The organism is Roseicyclus sp., from assembly GCF_965662675.1.
Taxonomy (GTDB): domain Bacteria; phylum Pseudomonadota; class Alphaproteobacteria; order Rhodobacterales; family Rhodobacteraceae; genus Roseicyclus.
Window position 1 is genome coordinate 88,693 of sequence record NZ_CBFIIK010000001.1, and the last position, 16,001, is coordinate 104,693.

Consider the following 16,001-nt stretch of genomic DNA (forward strand, 5'->3'; position numbering starts at 1 on the left):
CCAAAAGCGGGGGCTTGGGCTAAGGGATCGCCATGACCGACGATCAGAAAAATGCCATTCGTGCCACCGCCGCCCGTGTCCTCCAGACCGAGGGCGCAGCGGTCAGCGCTATGGCCGATGCGCTACCCGGTGATTTCACCGATGCGGTCAGCGCGATCCTGGCGACCCGCGGCCGCGTGATCTTGTCGGGGATCGGCAAGTCGGGCCATATCGCGCGCAAGATCAGCTCGACCTTCGCCTCGACGGGGACGCCTTCGGCCTTTGTCCATCCGGCCGAGGCCAGCCATGGCGATCTGGGCATGGTGATGCCGGGCGATCTGACCATCCTGATCTCGAATTCTGGCGAAACAGCCGAGTTGCGCGATATGGTCGCCCATGTCACGCGCTTCGCCATTCCGATGGTGGCGATCTCGGGAAGGCCTGACAGCACCTTGATGCAGGCTGCCGATTACCGCCTGTTGTTGCCCGACGCGCCCGAGGCGTGCGTGATCGGCATGGCCCCCACCACTTCGACCACGCTGACGCTGGCCTTGGGCGATGCGTTGGCGGTGGCGGTGATGGAACAGCGCGGGTTCCTGCCCGAGAATTTTCGCACCTTCCACCCCGGCGGCAAGCTGGGCGCGCAACTGTCCAAGGTGGCGCAGCTGATGCATACCGGCGCGGCGCTGCCCTTGGTGGCGGCGGATCGACCGATGGCCGACACCTTGATCGTGATGAGCGAAAAGAGCTTTGGCATCGCCGGTGTCGTTGATGGCGGTCGGTTGGTCGGCGTCATTTCCGATGGCGACCTGCGGCGCAATATCGACCATCTGATGGAACGCAGCGCGGGCCAAGTCGCCACCCGCAACCCCCGCGTGATCGGCACCGATGATCTGGCCGCCGAGGCGATGGCGGTCATGTCGCAAAACCGCATCACCGCGCTCTTCGTCGTCGACGACAAGGGCGCGCCCGTGGGCCTGTTGCACCTGCATGATTGCTTGCGGGCCGGGATCGCCTGAACGCTCAGCAGGCGTAGTAATCCCGATACCATTCCACGAAATGGGCCACGCCCTCGCGCACCTGCGTCTTGGGCCGCTGGCCGGTCAGGCTGTGCAACAGGCTTGCATCGGCCCAAGTGGCGGGCACATCGCCGGGCTGCATCGGCATGAGGTTGCGGATCGCGGGCTTGCCCGTCGCCTCCTCGATCGCGGCGATGAAATCGCTCAGCGCGACGCTTTCGGAATTGCCGATATTGACCACGCGATAGGGCGCCACAGCGCTAAGGCTGTCGCCCGGCGCGATATCGGCAGGGTCGGCGGGTCGGACAGGCACCGCATCGATCAGGCCGATGATGCCGGCCACCAGATCGTCGATATAGGTGAAATCGCGGCGCATATCGCCATGGTTGTAGACGTCGATGGGCCGCCCTTCGAGGATCGCCTTGGTGAACTTGATCGGCGCCATGTCGGGCCGCCCCCATGGCCCGTAAACGGTAAAAAAGCGGAACATGGTGATCGGCAGATCGTAGAGATGGGCGTAGCTATGGGCCATCGCCTCGTTCGCCTTTTTGGTGGCGGCGTAGAACGACATCGGTGTGTCGGCCTTTTGCGTCTCGGCATAGGGCATGTCGGTGTTGGCCCCATAAACCGATGAGGTCGAGGCCAGAAGGCTATGGGCAGGCGGAGTGGCGCGGATCGCCTCGAGCAGGCGGAAGGTGCCGATGAGATTGGCCTCCACATAGCTTTCGGGGTGGTCGATCGAATGGCGCACCCCGGCTTGGGCGGCCAGATGGATCACCGCATCCGGGCGGAAATCGGCCATCATATGATCCAGCACACCCCGTGCTTCGATCCGGTCGTTGACGGTGCAAAACCCGGCATTTTGCGACAGCATCGCCTGGCGCCGTTCTTTCAATGCGACATCGTAATAGTCGGTCATCGCATCGATGCCCAACACCTCCCAGCCTTGGGCGAGAAGCTGACGGCACAGGTGAAAGCCGATGAAACCCGATGAGCCGGTGACCAGTGCCTTGCGTATCATGCCTGACCCGCCCCCTCCGAAACCCATTTCCACGAGCTTGCGCACATCTCGTCGAGCCCCTTCTCGGTGCGAAAGCCCAAAACCTCGGCCGCGCGGTCGGCGCGCGCGACATAGATCGGCACATCGCCGGGGCGGCGGTCGGTGATGACATGCGGCACCGCGCGGTTGCTGGCGCGCTGGTAGGCGGCGATCACCTCCAGCACGGAATAGCCGCGCCCGGTGCCAAGGTTTACGACATGGCCCTGCCCGGTCTTGATCAGCTGTTCAAGCGACAGCACATGGCCGCGCGCCAAATCCTCGACATGGATATAGTCGCGCACGCCGGTGCCATCGGGCGTGTCATAATCATTGCCGAAGACCATCACGCGCGGCAATTCGCCAAGGGCGACCTTGGCCACGAAGGGCATCAAATTGTTCGGAATATCATGCGGGTCTTCGCCGATGAGCGCCGAACCGTGCGCGCCGGCCGGGTTGAAATAGCGCAAGATCCCCACCGCCCATTCCGGGTTGGCGGCTTGTAGCCAGCCCAACATCTCTTCGCTCATGATCTTGGTCTGGCCATAGGGGTTCATCGCACGGAAAGGTGCGGTTTCGGGCGTCGGTGCCTCATCCGGCACGCCGTAGACCGTGGCCGAGGAGGAGAACACCAAGCGGCGGCAACAGGCCTTGTCCATTGCGCGCAAAAGCGTGACCAGGCCAGTGATGTTAACGTCGAAATAATCAAGCGGTATCGCCATGCTTTCGCCAACCGCTTTGCGCGCTGCAAAATGGACCACCGCGTCGATGGCATGGGTGGCGAAAACCTTGGCCAAGGCGTCAGCGTCGCGCACGTCGGCATCGATCACGGTGACGGGTTGCCCCGTGATCTGTTCCAGCCGCGCCGGAACCGAGCGCTGCGCATTCGAGAAATCGTCGAGGATCACCACCTCATGCCCCGCTGCCACCAGCGCGATATGGGTGTGCGACCCGATATAGCCGGCGCCGCCGGTCAGGAGGATACAAGATGCCATGATACCCGATGAACTTTAGATTGCTCGGACGCAAACATGCTTTGTCCGTGGATTTCAAGGTAAAGATGCGCCCATGCAGACCATCGCGCCGTGACGGTCGCCAGTGGGCATGCTGTGCAAAGGGGCATTTCTGCATCTTCTTTAGATATTTTTATTCGCGAAAGTTGAATTTATAGCCGCGCCGCGTAAACAAGTCCGCAAAGAACGCGGGGCAGAGCGCAAATGGTTAAACTTCGAATTCGTGGGCTCATGGCCTTTACGGTGATCGTTCTTGGTCTTGCGGGATGCGAGATCTTGCCCCGTGGCGCCGCCGTTGAGCGCGAGATCGTGCAAGCCGCCGAGGGTGAGGCCACGGATTTCGCCGTTCATGCCGTGACACGCGAGTTTCTTGCCGTGTTGGATGATTGGCCCAGCCCGCAATCCACCAGCCTGGGTTGGATACCCACCAGCGGCGGTGCCCGCACGCAAGTGATCGCCACGGGCGATACGTTGGAAATCACGGTCTGGGACAGTAGCGACAGCTCGCTTTTGTCGGCGCCGGGGCAGCGTTCGGTCCAGATCCAAGCGTTGGAAGTGGCACCCGATGGCACGATCTTTTTGCCATATGTCGGCGATACCCTTGTGGCGGGAATGACCCTTCAGGCGGCGCGCCAAACGCTTCACGAAGCGATCGACCGCATCGTGCCGTCATCGCAGGTGCAGCTTGCCATGGCCGAAGGGCGGACGAATTCCGTTGATCTGATCGGCGGGGTCGCGGCGCCGGGCTCATACCCCATGCCGGACCGCAATTTTACGCTGCTCAACCTGATCGCATTGGGCGGAGGGGTGCAGGGGGCGTTGGTCAATCCGCAGGTCCGGTTGATCCGGGCGGGCGATATCTACGGGACATCCATCGCCCGGCTTTATGCCAATCCCCGGCTCGACACGCTTTTGCGTGGTGGCGATCGGGTGATCGTTGAAGACGATCGGCGTTATTTCCTGTCGCTCGGCGCGGCGGGCCAGCAAAGCCAGCATCGCTTCGTGCAGGACGACATCAGCGCGCTCGATGCCATTTCGATCATTGGCGGCGTGGAAAGCCGCCGTGGCAATCCGGGCGGTGTCTTGATCTTGCGTGAATATCCGCACAGCGCGCTGCGCCCGGATGCGGCGGGGCCAAATCAGGCGCGCGTGGTCTTTACGCTTGATCTGACATCGGCCGATGGGCTTTTCAGCGCGCGCAACTTTCACCTTGCGCAAGGCGATCTGGTGCTGGTCACCGAAAGCCCGATCACATCGGCGCAGACGATCTTCGGCCTTGTCGGTGCCGCCTTCGGCCTTGCCAATCAATCCAGCGGTCTGACCGATTGACGCCTATGCCTTAAAGCGTATCGCGCACGACTTGGGCACGAGACCGTTGATTTGGGCGATATGCTGCGGCAGGCAGTTGGTCGAAAAATCATAATTCGCGACCATATGCGCGCGTGCGGCCGGGCCCAGATCGGCGAAATCATCGGGGCGCGCCAGCACCTCGATCACTTGGCGTGCAAGCGCATCATGGTCGTGGAAATCCACCAAGACCGCATTCTTGCCATGGGTCATGACTTCGCGCACCGGGGCGGTGTCCGAGGCGATCATGGTCGCGCCCATCGACATCGCCTCCATGCTTGACCAAGACAGCACGAAGGGCACCGTCAGGTAGATATGAGCGCGGCTGATCTGGATGATCTGCTGATAGGCGGTATAGGGGACGCGGCCCAGAAAATGCACCCGGCTCCAATCGACGCGGTCGCCGATTTCGCGCTCCATCTCGGCGCGGTAGCCGCCTTGGGCGTCGCTGGCTTTGCCGTATGAGACCTCGTTGCCGCCGATAATCACGGCGCGTGCATTGGGCCGTTCGGCGAGGATGCGGGGCAGGGCGCGCATGAATTTGTGAAAGCCGCGCACGGGTTCCATGTTACGCGCCATATAGGTGAAAATCTCATCCTCGCGGCTGACCGCGCGCCCCAGACGCGACAGCTGTACCCGCGCCGTCGGATTTGGCACCAGACGGTCGGTGCGGATGCCATCATGGCAGACATAGATCTTGTCGTGAAACGCGGTTGGATATGTGTCGCGCTGGAAAGCGGTGGGCGATTGGCCAAGATCGACGGTCTGGATATTGGCGAAATTCACAGCGTTGCGGGCATGCATCAAAAAGGGCGCATGCTCGGACGCAGGGAATTCCGGATCGAAACCGACAGAGCCGCCTTGGGCCAGAAAATAGTATTCGAAAAAGCCGATGATCGGCACATCGGCCCATACCTGCTTGAGAAAAGTCAACTCACCCCACCCGACATGGCCAAGGATGATATCGGGCCGAAACCCATCCAAGGCCAGCTTTTGCGCCGCAAAAGCCGCGCCCAAGCCGTTGCCGGTGCATTCCTCCCAATATTTCGTAGGCGCATAGGCCGTTTCGGTGGGCTTGTGATGTGTCGCGTACTCGATGACGCGCGCGCCCTTGACGGCAGGAACGCCCTTGCGTTGGGTCAGAAAGACGATCTGATGGCCGCCTTGCGCGATAAGCCATTGAAATAATTCGCGGTATTGACCGGGAAAGTTCTGGTGGACGAAAAGAATGTTCATATCGAAATATCACATAAATGCACTAACGACATATACTGCCCAAAACCGGCTCGACGACAAGTCGAAGCCGATTTCGGTGACAGCTGATTTGGGATTGCGGCGCGATCCGCTATATGGAACGCACGGCCCGCAGATCAGGACAGCCAAACATGACATTGACGACAAAGATCGCGTGGGACGACACCGTCTTGCCGTTCCAACTTGACCGATCCGACATCCGGGGCCGTGTCGCGCGCCTCGATCAGACGTTGGAGCGGGTCTTGGCGCAGCATGATTATCCCCCCGAGGTCGAGGCGATGGTGGCCGAGGCGGTCCTTTTGACCGCGATGATCGGCCAGACCATCAAGCTGCGCTGGAAGCTGTCGTTGCAGGTGCGGGGCAATGGGCCGATCCGCTTGATCGCCACCGATTTCTACGCCCCCAGCGAAGAGGGTGCGCCCGGCCGCATCCGTGCCTATGCAAGTTTCGACGCGGCCCGGCTGGTCGCGGGCCAAGATCCTTTTGGTCAGATCGGTCAGGGCTATTTCGCCATTCTGCTCGATCAAGGGCGCGATACGACGCCCTATCAGGGTATCACGCCCCTGTCGGGCGGATCGCTTGCCGCCTGTGCCGAGGCGTATTTTGCGCAATCCGAGCAGCTGCCAACGCGCTTTGCGCTGAGTTATGGCCAAAGCCGCGCGCCCGGCGAGGCCTCGCTGTGGCGCAGTGGCGGGGTCATGTTGCAGCATATGCCCAAAGCCTCGCCCTTGATGGGCGATGGCGCATCGGGCGAGGATGGTCTGTTGGCAGCGGTTGATCTGCTTGACGAGGATGCGGCGGAAAACTGGAACAGGGCCAATATCTTGCTCGACACGGTCGAGCCGCTGGAACTGGTCGGCCCACGCGTGGCGCCGACCGATCTGCTCTTGCGGCTGTTTCACGAAGAAGGGCCGCGCGTCTACGATGCGCTGCCGGTGGCGTTCGGTTGCACCTGTTCGGAAGAACGGGTGCGCAACAGCCTGTCGATCTATTCGGCGCGCGATATCGGCCATATGACGACCGATGATGGCCGTGTCACCGCCGATTGCCAATTCTGCGGCGCGCATTACGAATTCGACCCCAGCACCTTGGGCTTCGAGGCCAGCGCCGATCCGGAGCAGGGCGATGGACCGCAGGATTGACCGCGCGACATTGGTCGCGGCATTGCGAGAAAGCCCGACGCGCCCCTCGTCGGATTACGAGTTGAACCCCGAGATCGTTTTGCCACCGGGCCGGGTGCTCAAGCCTGCGGCCGTGCTGATCGGCGTGGTTGGGCAAAGTATCGTGCTGACCAAGCGCGCCTCGCATCTGAAGCATCATCCGGGCCAGATCGCCCTGCCCGGCGGCAAGGTGGATGCAGACGATGCGGATGCGCCTGCTGCGGCGCTGCGCGAGGCGCATGAAGAAATCGGGCTGCCCCCGGAGACAGTCGAAATCCTTGGCGAATTATCCACGCATGAAACTGTAACCGGTTATAGCATAAAGCCGGTTATTGCCCATATCGCCCATGATTTCGAAGCCATCCCCGAAGCGGGCGAGGTGGCCGAGGTGTTTCGCGTGCCTATCGCGCATCTTCTCGATCCGGCGAATTATCGGATCGAGGGTCGCCGCTGGCGTGGTGTGCGGCGGCGCTACTTCATCGTGCCTTACGGGCCTTATTACATTTGGGGTGCGACGGCGCGGATCTTGAAATCCTTGGCTGACAGGGTGTCTGCATGAAGCTTGTCGCGGATTGGCTGACCGACCCGGCAACGGTCACCATCATGACCCTGCTCACGCAAGATGGGCATGGTGCATGGTTCGTGGGCGGCTGTGTGCGCAATGCGCTGTTGGGGCGTGGTGTCGAGGATATCGACATTGCCACCGATCTGCGGCCGGACGATGTGATGGCATTGGCGCAGGCGGCCGGTATCAAGGCTGTGCCGACCGGCATTGCGCACGGCACCGTCACGCTGATCGTCGATCACCGCCCCTTCGAGGTCACCACGCTACGCCGTGATGTGGCGACCGATGGCCGTCGCGCGACCATCGCCTTTACCGATCATGTCGACGAAGATGCCGCGCGCCGCGATTTCACCATCAATGCGCTTTATGCCCAAGCCGATGGCACCGTGCTTGACCCGACCGGCGAGGGCTTGGCCGATATACAGGCACGCCGCTTGCGGTTTATCGGCGATCCGCGTGATCGGATCACCGAAGATTACCTGCGTATCCTGCGCTTTTTCCGTTTCCATGCGTGGTATGCCGATCCGATCGCCGGGATCGATTCCGAAGGTTTGGCCGCATGCGCCGCACTTGCCGATGGATTGGGTCAACTGTCGCGCGAACGGGTCGGTGCCGAGATAAAGAAACTGCTCGGCGCGCCCGATCCCGCCCCTGTCGTCGCCGCGATGGCGCAAGCCGGGATATTGGCGCGCACCTTGCCCGGTGCGATGGCGCGGATGCTGCCCATTCTCATCGCATTCGAGGATGCGCCACCTGATCCGATTCGCCGCCTTGCCGCACTTGGTGATGTCGAAGTGGCCGCCGGGCTGCGCCTTGCAAATGCCGAGATCACGCGGCTGAGCATTCTGCGCGATGGCATGAGCAGCGCCACGCCGCCCGATGCGCTGGCTTATCTGCATGGTGCCGATATCGCCTGGGATATCGTCGTGCTACGCGCCAGCCAGTTCGAGACCCCCGTCGACCCGACCGTGCGCGCCCTGATCGCGCGTGGGGCCAGCGCCGTGTTTCCGGTCAAACCCGCCGATCTTATGCCGCGCCTGTCGGGTGCGGCCTTGGGTCAGGCGCTCAAGACGCTGGAGGCGCGCTGGATCGCGTCAAGCTTCACGCTCGGTCGTGCAGAACTGTTGTCGCGCTTGCCCCAGTCGGAGTGACCCTTGGACCCGCTTTATCCTTTCGTTCTGCTCGGTCTGTTCAGCCCCGGGCCGAATGTCATCTTGCTGACGGCATCGGGCGCGCGCTTCGGCTTTCGCGCGACCTTGCCGCATGTGGCCGGCGTGGTCATTGGCGTCGGGATTGTGGCGGGGATGACTGGCCTTGGGATCGGCGCGATCTTGGCGGCGCAACCGACGCTGCAATATACGCTCAAGATCGCGGCCGCTGTGTGGATCGGCTGGATGGCGGTGGCGCTTTGGCGATCCTCGGCAAGGCAAGCCGATGATGGGCGCGCGCGCCCCTTTACCATGATCGAGGCGATCTTGTTTCAATGGATCAACCCCAAGCTTTGGGCCGTGGCGCTTGCCGCCGCCTCGGGCTATGCAGCGGGGCTTGGCCCATGGGGCGAGGCGCAGCGCCTTGCCATCGCGTTTTCCGGGCTGAATTTCTTTGTCTGCTTGTTCTGGAGTTTCGCAGGCGCGCTTTTGGCCTTGCTGCTCAATACGCCAGCGGCATGGCGGGTCTTTGCACGGGTCATGGCGCTTGGGCTTGGCGCGGCGGCGGTGATGGTCTTTTTGTAACCCGCGACCTATATCAAGCCTTGATGTTCACGAGGCCGCCGCATGTTCCGCTTTTTCGAAAATCTGGTCGACCCCTATACGACCTATGTCGAGACGGACACGCCGCCACGCCGGGTCTGGCCGTTTCTGTGGGCCTATGGCCAGCCATTCCGCAAATTGTTCGTTGTAACCGCTTTCATGTCGATAATGGTTGCAGCGGTCGAGATTGGCCTGATCTGGTACATGGGGCGGATCATCGACCTGTTGTCGCGTGGGACTCCTGCGGACGTTCTTGCAGACCACGGGTGGGAATTCATCCTTGCAGCGATCTTCATCCTGACCGTGCGGCCATTGATCCAAGGCTTGGATGTCGCGCTGCTTAACAACGGGATCTTGCCGCAGTTCGGTGCCTTGATCCGTTGGCGGGCGCATCGGCAGGTCTTGCGTCAATCGGTAGGCTGGTTCGAGAATGATTTCGCCGGGCGTATCGCCAACCGGATCATGCAAACACCCACCAGCGCGGGCGATGCGATCTTTCAGATTTTCGACGCCATCACCTTTTCGCTCGCCTATCTGGTGGGGGCGGCGATCTTGCTGGCCGATGCCGACCCGCGCCTTGCGATCCCGCTTTTGATCTGGTTTGCGCTCTACGCGGTGCTGCTGCGCTGGACGATCACCCGTGTCGGTCCTGCCTCCAAGGCCAGCGCCGATGCGCGCTCGATGACCACGGGGCGGGTGGTGGACAGCTACACCAATATCCATTCGGTCAAGCTGTTTGCCCATCACGACCGGGAAATCGATTACGCCAAGCAAGCCATCGAGGAAACGCGCGCCACCTTTGCCCGCGAGATGCGGCTTTACACCATCATGGATGTCGTTCTGACCGCTTTGAACGGCTTTCTCATCGTGGCGGTGGTGGGATGGGCCATTGGCCTTTGGGCCGGTGGTGCAGCCTCGGTCGGTGCCATCGCGGCAGCGACGGCGCTCACCTTGCGGCTCAATGCCATGACGGGTTGGATCATGTGGGCGGTCTCGACGCTGTTTCGCTCGCTCGGCGTTGTGGCCGAGGGAATGGAGACGATCACCGACCCGATCCGCCTGACCGATGCGCCGGATGCCAAGACCTTGGTCATGGATCGCGGCGAGATCGATTTTGCCGCCGTCAGCCATCACTACGGGCGCGGCGCGGGTGGGCTGGACCAGTTGAAGCTGACGATCCAGCCGGGCGAAAAGCTGGGCCTTGTCGGGCGCTCGGGGGCGGGGAAATCCACCTTGGTGAAGCTTTTGCTGCGGTTCTATGACGTAGAGGATGGGCAAATCCTGATCGATGGTCAGGATATCTGTGCCGTGACCCAAGACAGCCTGCGCGCGCAGATCGGGATGGTGCAGCAAGACAGCGCGCTGTTGCACCGCTCGGTCCGCGACAACATCCTTTATGGTCGCCCTGACGCGACCGAGGCGCAGATGATCGCCGCCGCCAAGCGCGCCGAGGCACATGATTTCATCTTGACGCTGGAAGACCCGCAAGGCCGGCGCGGCTATGACGCCCATGTGGGCGAGCGCGGTGTCAAGCTGTCGGGCGGCCAACGCCAGCGCGTGACCTTGGCGCGTGTGATCCTCAAGAATGCGCCGATCCTTGTACTGGACGAGGCGACATCGGCACTCGACAGCGAGGTCGAGGCCGCGATCCAGGACACGCTTTACGGCGTGATGGAGGGCAAGACAGTGATCGCCATCGCGCACCGGCTTTCGACCATCGCGCGGATGGACCGGATCGTGGTCTTGGATGATGGCCGCATCGTCGAGGCGGGCACCCATGCCGAATTGCTGTCCAAGAGCGGGCTTTATGCCGGGTTCTGGGCGCGGCAATCGGGCGGGTTTCTGGGCACAGATGCGGAGGCGGCGGAATGAGCGCTGTCTTGCACCGCCTGCGTGATTGGCTGGCCGATATGATCGACGGCTTCGCCCCCGCCACGGGCGCGCCGCCGCGAAAGCTATGGCCGTTCATCCGTTGGTGCCTGTCGGGCACTTGGCCGGTGATCGGGGTGGCGACGCTATTCTCGGCCCTGGCCGGTGCGATGGAGGTCGTGTCGGCCTGGCTATTGGGGATGGTGATCGACAGCGCGCTGGCCCACGGCCCGGCGGATTATTTCGCTGATAACGCCTTGCTCGTGTCGGTCTATGTCGGGTTCTTCTTGCTTATCCGCCCCTTCTTGTTTGGTGCGGCGGCGGCCTTCAACGGGATCGTCATTCCGCCCAATGTCGCGCCCTTGATCCAAAGCCGGTTGCACCGCTGGTCACTGGGCCATGCCATCGACTTTTTCGACAATGATTTCGCAGGCCGCATTGCGCAAAAGCAGATGCAGACGGCGGCGGCACTTGTGAACGTCGTGACCGAGGCGATCAATGCCGGTGCATTCGCGATTGCGACGCTGGTGGGTGCCGTGCTGATGCTGGCCGCGATCGATTGGCGTATCGGGCTGATCTTGGCGATCTGGTCGCTCGCCTATGCGGCGATGATCCGCTGGTACCTGCCGCGCGTGCGGTCGCTTTCTAAAACGCGGGCCGCCGCGCGGGCCAATGTGACGGGCCAGATCGTCGACACCATCACCAATATCAAGACGGTCAAGCTGTTTGGTCATGTCGATCATGAGGATCAATCCGCCATCGCGGCGATGCAGGGCTATCGCAGCGCCTCGCTTGAGTTCGGGGTGTTTTCCACCGTATTCCGCTTTGTCTTGATGACGGCGGCAGGGGTCTTGCCCGTTGCTTTGGTGCTGGCCGGTGTCGTGCTGTGGCAAGATGATCGCGTCAGCGCGGGCGAGATCGCAGCAATCGGCGCGGTTTCCATGCGGATCGCGCAGATGACGGGCTGGGTCAGTTTCACCTTGATGACGATCTACGCCAATCTGGGCGAGATCGAGGATGGGATGCGGACCCTGACGCCGCCACATGCGCTTGTCGATGCCCCCGATGCACAGGATTTGCCCAAGGCGACGGGCCGCATCGTCATGTCCGGCGTCAGTTTTGCCTATGGGCGGCAATCGGGTGGCGTGGACAGCATCGATCTGATCATCGAACCGGGCCAAAAGCTCGGGATCGTCGGTGCCTCAGGTGCGGGGAAATCGACGCTGGTCGCCCTCTTGTTGCGGCTCTACGAGGCCGAGGTGGGCAAGGTATTGATCGACGGGATCGATGTGCGCCGCGTCAAGCAAGACAGCCTGCGCCGCCAGATCGCGATGGTCACGCAAGACACGGCGATGTTCAACCGCTCGGCCTTTGACAATATCCTATATGGCCGCCCCGACGCGACGAAGGCCGAGGTGCATGCGGCCGCCGCCCGCGCTGAGGCGGATCGCTTTATCGCCGAGTTGGTCGATCACAAGGGCCGCCGTGGCTATGAGGCATTCTTGGGCGAGCGCGGCGTCAAGCTGTCGGGTGGGCAACGCCAGCGCATCGCGCTTGCCCGCGCATTCCTGAAAGACGCGCCGATCCTTGTGCTTGACGAGGCGACATCGGCGCTCGACAGCGAGGTCGAGGCCGCCATTCAGGACAGTCTGATCAAGGTGATGGAGGGCAAGACCGTGATCGCCATCGCGCATCGCCTGTCCACGCTGTCGGCGATGGACCGGATCGTGGTGCTCGATCAGGGGCGGATCGTCGAGGATGGCACCCATGACGCGCTTTTGGCCAAGAACGGGCTTTACGCCCGCTATTGGAACCGCCAATCGGGCGGCTTTATCGGCTTGACCGAGGCGGCGGAATAAGGGGCAAATATGGATCTTGAAACCGTCCCCGCCGCGCAATTCGGGCGTAGCCTGACGGGCATCGGCCTGAACCTGCTCAGCCGCGATGTGCGGGGTCTTGCGCGGTTTCTAAGCGATGTTTTCGGCCTGAGTGCGCATCGTCTGTCGGATGATTTCGCCATTTTGCGCCATGGGGACATGCTGATGCAGATCCATTCCGACGCGGCCTTTGCGCGCCACCCGCTGCCCGGCTTGATCCCCGAGAACCCGCCGCGGGGCGGTGGGGTGCAGATCTATCTCTTCGGGGTCGATCCCGACGCAGCCGTTGCGCGCGCCGAAGCAGTGGGGCATGTCGTGCGCGAGCGCGCGACAGACAAGCCGCATGGCTTGCGCGAAGCCACGATCCTCAGCCCCGAGGGCTATGCCTTCAGCCCAGCGATAAAGTGACCATGACCCAAACGGAATTGACCATCCACCGGCTTGGCCATCACGGCGACGGGATCGCGCCCGGGCCGATTTTCGTGCCGTTGAGCTTGCCCGGCGAAGTGGTCGCTGGCGTGGTCGCAGGCGATCAGATGATCGACACCAAGATCGTCAAACCTTCGCCCGACCGTGTCCGGCCAGTTTGCACGCATTTCAAAAGCTGCGGTGGATGCAACCTGATGCATGCATCCGATGATTTCGTCGCAGGCTGGAAAGCGGGGGTGATCGTCGCTGCCCTTGCTGCTCATGATCTGACCGCGCCGATCAGACCGATCGCCACATCGCCGCCCCGCGCGCGGCGTCGTGCGACGCTGGCGGGACGGCGCACCAAGAAAGGCGCGTTGGTGGGCTTTCATGCCCGCCGCTCGGATGTGATCGTGCCGCTCGGTGATTGTCATGTGCTGGCCCAACCCTTGGTCGATCTATTGCCGGTCTTGGCCGAGATCACGCAGATCGGGGGCTCGCGCGCAGCGACGCTGGGCTTTGCCCTGACGCTGACCGAGACAGGCATCGATTGCGCAGTGACCGGCGGCAAACCTCTCGATGAAGACTTGCGTGCTGCGCTGCCCCGCTTTCGCGGCGATATTGCGCGGCTGAGCTGGGGGGATGAACCCGTCTATGCCGAAACAGCGCCGAGCGTGCGTTTCGGCACCACCGTCGTCGCCCCGCCCCCCGGTGCCTTTTTGCAAGCCACACAGGCGGGCGAGGATGCGCTGGTGGCGGCTGTCACCCAAGCCCTTGATGGGGCCAAGCGGATCGCTGATCTGTTCGCGGGATGCGGGACATTCGCCTTGCCGCTGGCGCGCATCGTGCCGGTGCATGCGGTCGAGGGGGCGGCTGCGCTTACAGCAGCACTTGATCATGCCATGCGCCATGCAGCCGGGCTCAAGGCGCTGACGGTCGAAACCCGCGATCTGTTTCGCCGCCCGCTTTTGCCTGCCGAGTTGGCGCGTTTCGACGGTATCATTATCGACCCGCCCCGCGCCGGTGCCGAAGCGCAGGTGGAACAGATCGTCACCGCGCAGATTCCGCGCGTTGCGATGGTATCGTGCAACCCCGTGACCTTTGCGCGCGATGCGGGTTTGCTCATTCAGGGGGGGTATCGCCTGAATTGGGTGCAGCCGGTCGATCAATTCCGCTGGACGCCGCATATCGAACTTGCCGCAAGCTTTTCCCTGCCCCATCTCAGCGACGACTGAGGCACATATAATGAGTACAGCCATGTTTACCGATACCGGGTTTCGCGCCCGTCTGGCCGATTGGCTGGACAGTCCCATCATCCGCAACGCGATCATCGCGGTGATCTTGTTCAATGCCGTGATCTTGGGAATGGAGACATCGCCCGCGATCATGGCCGAGGCGGGTCCGCTGATCTTGTTGCTTGACCGGATCTGCCTGTCGATCTTCGTGGTCGAACTGGTGCTGAAGCTGGTGGCGCTGGGGCCACGCTTTTTCCGCTCAGGGTGGAACATCTTCGATTTCGTGATCGTCGGCATCGCGCTTGTGCCCGGTGCGCAGGGGCTTTCGGTCTTGCGCGCGCTGCGCATCTTGCGGGTCTTGCGTGTCGTCTCGGCGGTGCCCTCGCTCAGGCGCGTGGTCGAGGGGTTGTTGACCGCGCTGCCGGGGATGGGGTCGGTCTTCTTGCTGATGTCGATCATCTTCTACATCGGGGCGGTGATGGCGACCAAGCTGTTCTCGTCCAGTTTCCCGGAATGGTTCGGCTCGATCGGCGCCTCGCTCTACACGCTGTTCCAAGTGATGACGCTGGAGTCGTGGTCGATGGGCATCGTGCGCCCGGTGCTTGAGGTCTACCCCTATGCGTGGGCTTTCTTCGTGCCCTTCATCATGGTCACGACCTTCGCGGTGGTAAACCTGATCGTGGGTCTGGTGGTCAACTCGATGCAAGAGGCCCATGCCGAGGAGAGCAATGCTGCAACGGATGCCTATCGCGACGAGGTTCTGGAAAGGCTCAGGAAGATCGAGGAGAGGTTGAACACCCGATAGGGCGCGCCTTTTTCATGCGCCCGTGGCGCGCGGTGAGGGCGATGGCACCCTACGCCGCAGAAATCACGCCCGCTTTTCCATCTTTACCACGCCCAGCACATCGAGCACCTTGGCCTCGATGTCGGCGGCGTTCATCCTTGCCACGGTATACATATCCTCGGGGCTGGCCTGATCGATGAAGATATCGGGCAGGACCATCGAGCGGTATTTCAGTCCTGTATCGAACACGCCCTCTTCCGCCAAAAGCTGCGCGACATGGCTGCCAAAGCCACCAACCGCGCCCTCTTCGATGGTGATCAGCGCCTCGTGGTGGCGGGCGAGTTGCAAGATCAGGTCACGGTCAAGCGGCTTGGCAAAGCGCGCATCGGCGATGGTCGGCGTGATGCCGCGCAGCGCCAGCGCCTCGGCGGCCTCGCGCACCTCTTTCAGGCGGGTGCCGAAATTCAGGATCGCAACCCGGTTTCCTTGCGCGATCATGCGACCCTTGCCGATCTCCAGCACCTCGCCGCGCTCGGGCAGATCGACGCCCACCCCCTCGCCGCGCGGAAAGCGGAAGGCGCTGGGGCCTTCGTCATAGGCCAACGCCGTGCGCACCATATGCACCAGCTCCGCCTCATCGGCGGCGGCCATGACGACGAAACCGGGCAGGTTGGCAAGATACGCGATGTCGAAGCTGCCCGCAT

15 protein-coding genes are annotated in these 16,001 nt (G+C 62.4%); 11 read left to right on the plus strand and 4 right to left on the minus strand.

The features are described from left to right. The first annotated feature begins 32 nt into the window (after positions 1–32). Entirely contained in the window at positions 33–998 is a 966-nt protein-coding gene (locus ACTG4J_RS00385; RefSeq protein WP_439136504.1) for a KpsF/GutQ family sugar-phosphate isomerase, read from the plus strand. A gap of 4 nt (positions 999–1,002) precedes the next feature. Here ACTG4J_RS00385 and ACTG4J_RS00390 read toward each other — a convergent pair whose 3' ends face one another. Then, positions 1,003–2,019, minus strand: a complete 1,017-nt coding sequence (locus ACTG4J_RS00390) for an SDR family NAD(P)-dependent oxidoreductase (protein WP_439136505.1) — start codon at positions 2,017–2,019, stop codon at positions 1,003–1,005. Further along, a complete protein-coding gene (gene galE, locus ACTG4J_RS00395) occupies positions 2,016–3,029 on the minus strand; it encodes a UDP-glucose 4-epimerase GalE (protein WP_439136506.1) in 1,014 nt (337 codons plus the stop codon). Before galE ends, ACTG4J_RS00390 begins: the two co-directional genes overlap by 4 nt. Before the next feature lie 222 nt (positions 3,030–3,251). Here galE and ACTG4J_RS00400 point away from each other — a divergent pair, with 222 nt between their 5' ends. Continuing rightward, positions 3,252–4,376, plus strand: coding sequence for a polysaccharide biosynthesis/export family protein (locus ACTG4J_RS00400; RefSeq protein WP_439136507.1), 1,125 nt, complete (start codon positions 3,252–3,254; stop codon positions 4,374–4,376). A gap of 3 nt (positions 4,377–4,379) precedes the next feature. Here ACTG4J_RS00400 and ACTG4J_RS00405 read toward each other — a convergent pair whose 3' ends face one another. Next, positions 4,380–5,630 carry a glycosyltransferase family 4 protein gene (locus tag ACTG4J_RS00405; protein WP_439136508.1) on the minus strand — a complete coding sequence of 417 codons (1,251 nt, stop codon included), beginning with the start codon at positions 5,628–5,630 and terminating at the stop codon, positions 4,380–4,382. A 149-nt stretch (positions 5,631–5,779) separates the two neighbouring features. Here ACTG4J_RS00405 and ACTG4J_RS00410 point away from each other — a divergent pair, with 149 nt between their 5' ends. The 9 genes from ACTG4J_RS00410 to ACTG4J_RS00450 are packed head-to-tail and all read left to right on the plus strand — an operon-like array spanning position 5,780 to position 15,318. Further along, positions 5,780–6,790: an Hsp33 family molecular chaperone HslO gene (locus ACTG4J_RS00410; protein WP_439136509.1), complete on the plus strand. Its 1,011-nt coding sequence runs from the start codon at positions 5,780–5,782 to the stop codon at positions 6,788–6,790. After that, entirely contained in the window at positions 6,774–7,367 is a 594-nt protein-coding gene (locus ACTG4J_RS00415) for a CoA pyrophosphatase (protein ID WP_439136510.1), read from the plus strand. Before ACTG4J_RS00410 ends, ACTG4J_RS00415 begins: the two co-directional genes overlap by 17 nt. Beyond that, positions 7,364–8,524, plus strand: a complete 1,161-nt coding sequence (locus tag ACTG4J_RS00420) for a CCA tRNA nucleotidyltransferase (RefSeq protein ID WP_439136511.1) — start codon at positions 7,364–7,366, stop codon at positions 8,522–8,524. The genes ACTG4J_RS00415 and ACTG4J_RS00420 overlap by 4 nt, the downstream gene beginning before the upstream one ends. A 3-nt stretch (positions 8,525–8,527) precedes the next feature. Continuing rightward, positions 8,528–9,106: a LysE family translocator gene (locus tag ACTG4J_RS00425; protein ID WP_439136512.1), complete on the plus strand. Its 579-nt coding sequence runs from the start codon at positions 8,528–8,530 to the stop codon at positions 9,104–9,106. Between the two features lie 42 nt (positions 9,107–9,148). Beyond that, positions 9,149–10,996, plus strand: a complete 1,848-nt coding sequence (locus ACTG4J_RS00430) for an ABC transporter ATP-binding protein (RefSeq protein ID WP_439136513.1) — start codon at positions 9,149–9,151, stop codon at positions 10,994–10,996. After that, a complete protein-coding gene (locus ACTG4J_RS00435; RefSeq protein WP_439136514.1) occupies positions 10,993–12,852 on the plus strand; it encodes an ABC transporter ATP-binding protein in 1,860 nt (619 codons plus the stop codon). The genes ACTG4J_RS00430 and ACTG4J_RS00435 overlap by 4 nt, the downstream gene beginning before the upstream one ends. Before the next feature lie 9 nt (positions 12,853–12,861). After that, complete coding sequence (locus ACTG4J_RS00440) at positions 12,862–13,278, plus strand: VOC family protein (RefSeq protein ID WP_439136515.1); 417 nt, start codon at positions 12,862–12,864, stop codon at positions 13,276–13,278. A gap of 2 nt (positions 13,279–13,280) precedes the next feature. Continuing rightward, positions 13,281–14,513: a class I SAM-dependent RNA methyltransferase gene (locus tag ACTG4J_RS00445; protein ID WP_439136547.1), complete on the plus strand. Its 1,233-nt coding sequence runs from the start codon at positions 13,281–13,283 to the stop codon at positions 14,511–14,513. A 10-nt stretch (positions 14,514–14,523) separates the two neighbouring features. After that, the gene (locus ACTG4J_RS00450; RefSeq protein ID WP_439136516.1) at positions 14,524–15,318 is read left to right on the plus strand and encodes an ion transporter; all 795 of its coding nucleotides are present in this window, start codon (positions 14,524–14,526) and stop codon (positions 15,316–15,318) included. 63 nt (positions 15,319–15,381) lie between these two features. Here the strand turns inward: ACTG4J_RS00450 and ACTG4J_RS00455 are convergent. Continuing rightward, positions 15,382–16,001, minus strand: a 620-nt coding sequence (locus ACTG4J_RS00455; protein WP_439136517.1) for a transketolase C-terminal domain-containing protein, incomplete at its 5' end; no start/stop codon positions are given.

Coding starts and splice junctions, on each gene's coding strand:
- galE (WP_439136506.1), bottom strand. CDS start 3,029: ATGGCATCTTGTATCCTCCTGACCGGCGGCGCCGGCTATATCGGGTCG.
- ACTG4J_RS00410 (WP_439136509.1), top strand. CDS start 5,780: ATGACATTGACGACAAAGATCGCGTGGGACGACACCGTCTTGCCGTTC.
- ACTG4J_RS00445 (WP_439136547.1), top strand. CDS start 13,281: ATGACCCAAACGGAATTGACCATCCACCGGCTTGGCCATCACGGCGAC.
- ACTG4J_RS00430 (WP_439136513.1), top strand. CDS start 9,149: ATGTTCCGCTTTTTCGAAAATCTGGTCGACCCCTATACGACCTATGTC.
- ACTG4J_RS00415 (WP_439136510.1), top strand. CDS start 6,774: ATGGACCGCAGGATTGACCGCGCGACATTGGTCGCGGCATTGCGAGAA.
- ACTG4J_RS00400 (WP_439136507.1), top strand. CDS start 3,252: ATGGTTAAACTTCGAATTCGTGGGCTCATGGCCTTTACGGTGATCGTT.
- ACTG4J_RS00390 (WP_439136505.1), bottom strand. CDS start 2,019: ATGATACGCAAGGCACTGGTCACCGGCTCATCGGGTTTCATCGGCTTT.
- ACTG4J_RS00420 (WP_439136511.1), top strand. CDS start 7,364: ATGAAGCTTGTCGCGGATTGGCTGACCGACCCGGCAACGGTCACCATC.
- ACTG4J_RS00405 (WP_439136508.1), bottom strand. CDS start 5,630: ATGAACATTCTTTTCGTCCACCAGAACTTTCCCGGTCAATACCGCGAA.
- ACTG4J_RS00440 (WP_439136515.1), top strand. CDS start 12,862: ATGGATCTTGAAACCGTCCCCGCCGCGCAATTCGGGCGTAGCCTGACG.
- ACTG4J_RS00435 (WP_439136514.1), top strand. CDS start 10,993: ATGAGCGCTGTCTTGCACCGCCTGCGTGATTGGCTGGCCGATATGATC.
- ACTG4J_RS00450 (WP_439136516.1), top strand. CDS start 14,524: ATGAGTACAGCCATGTTTACCGATACCGGGTTTCGCGCCCGTCTGGCC.
- ACTG4J_RS00385 (WP_439136504.1), top strand. CDS start 33: ATGACCGACGATCAGAAAAATGCCATTCGTGCCACCGCCGCCCGTGTC.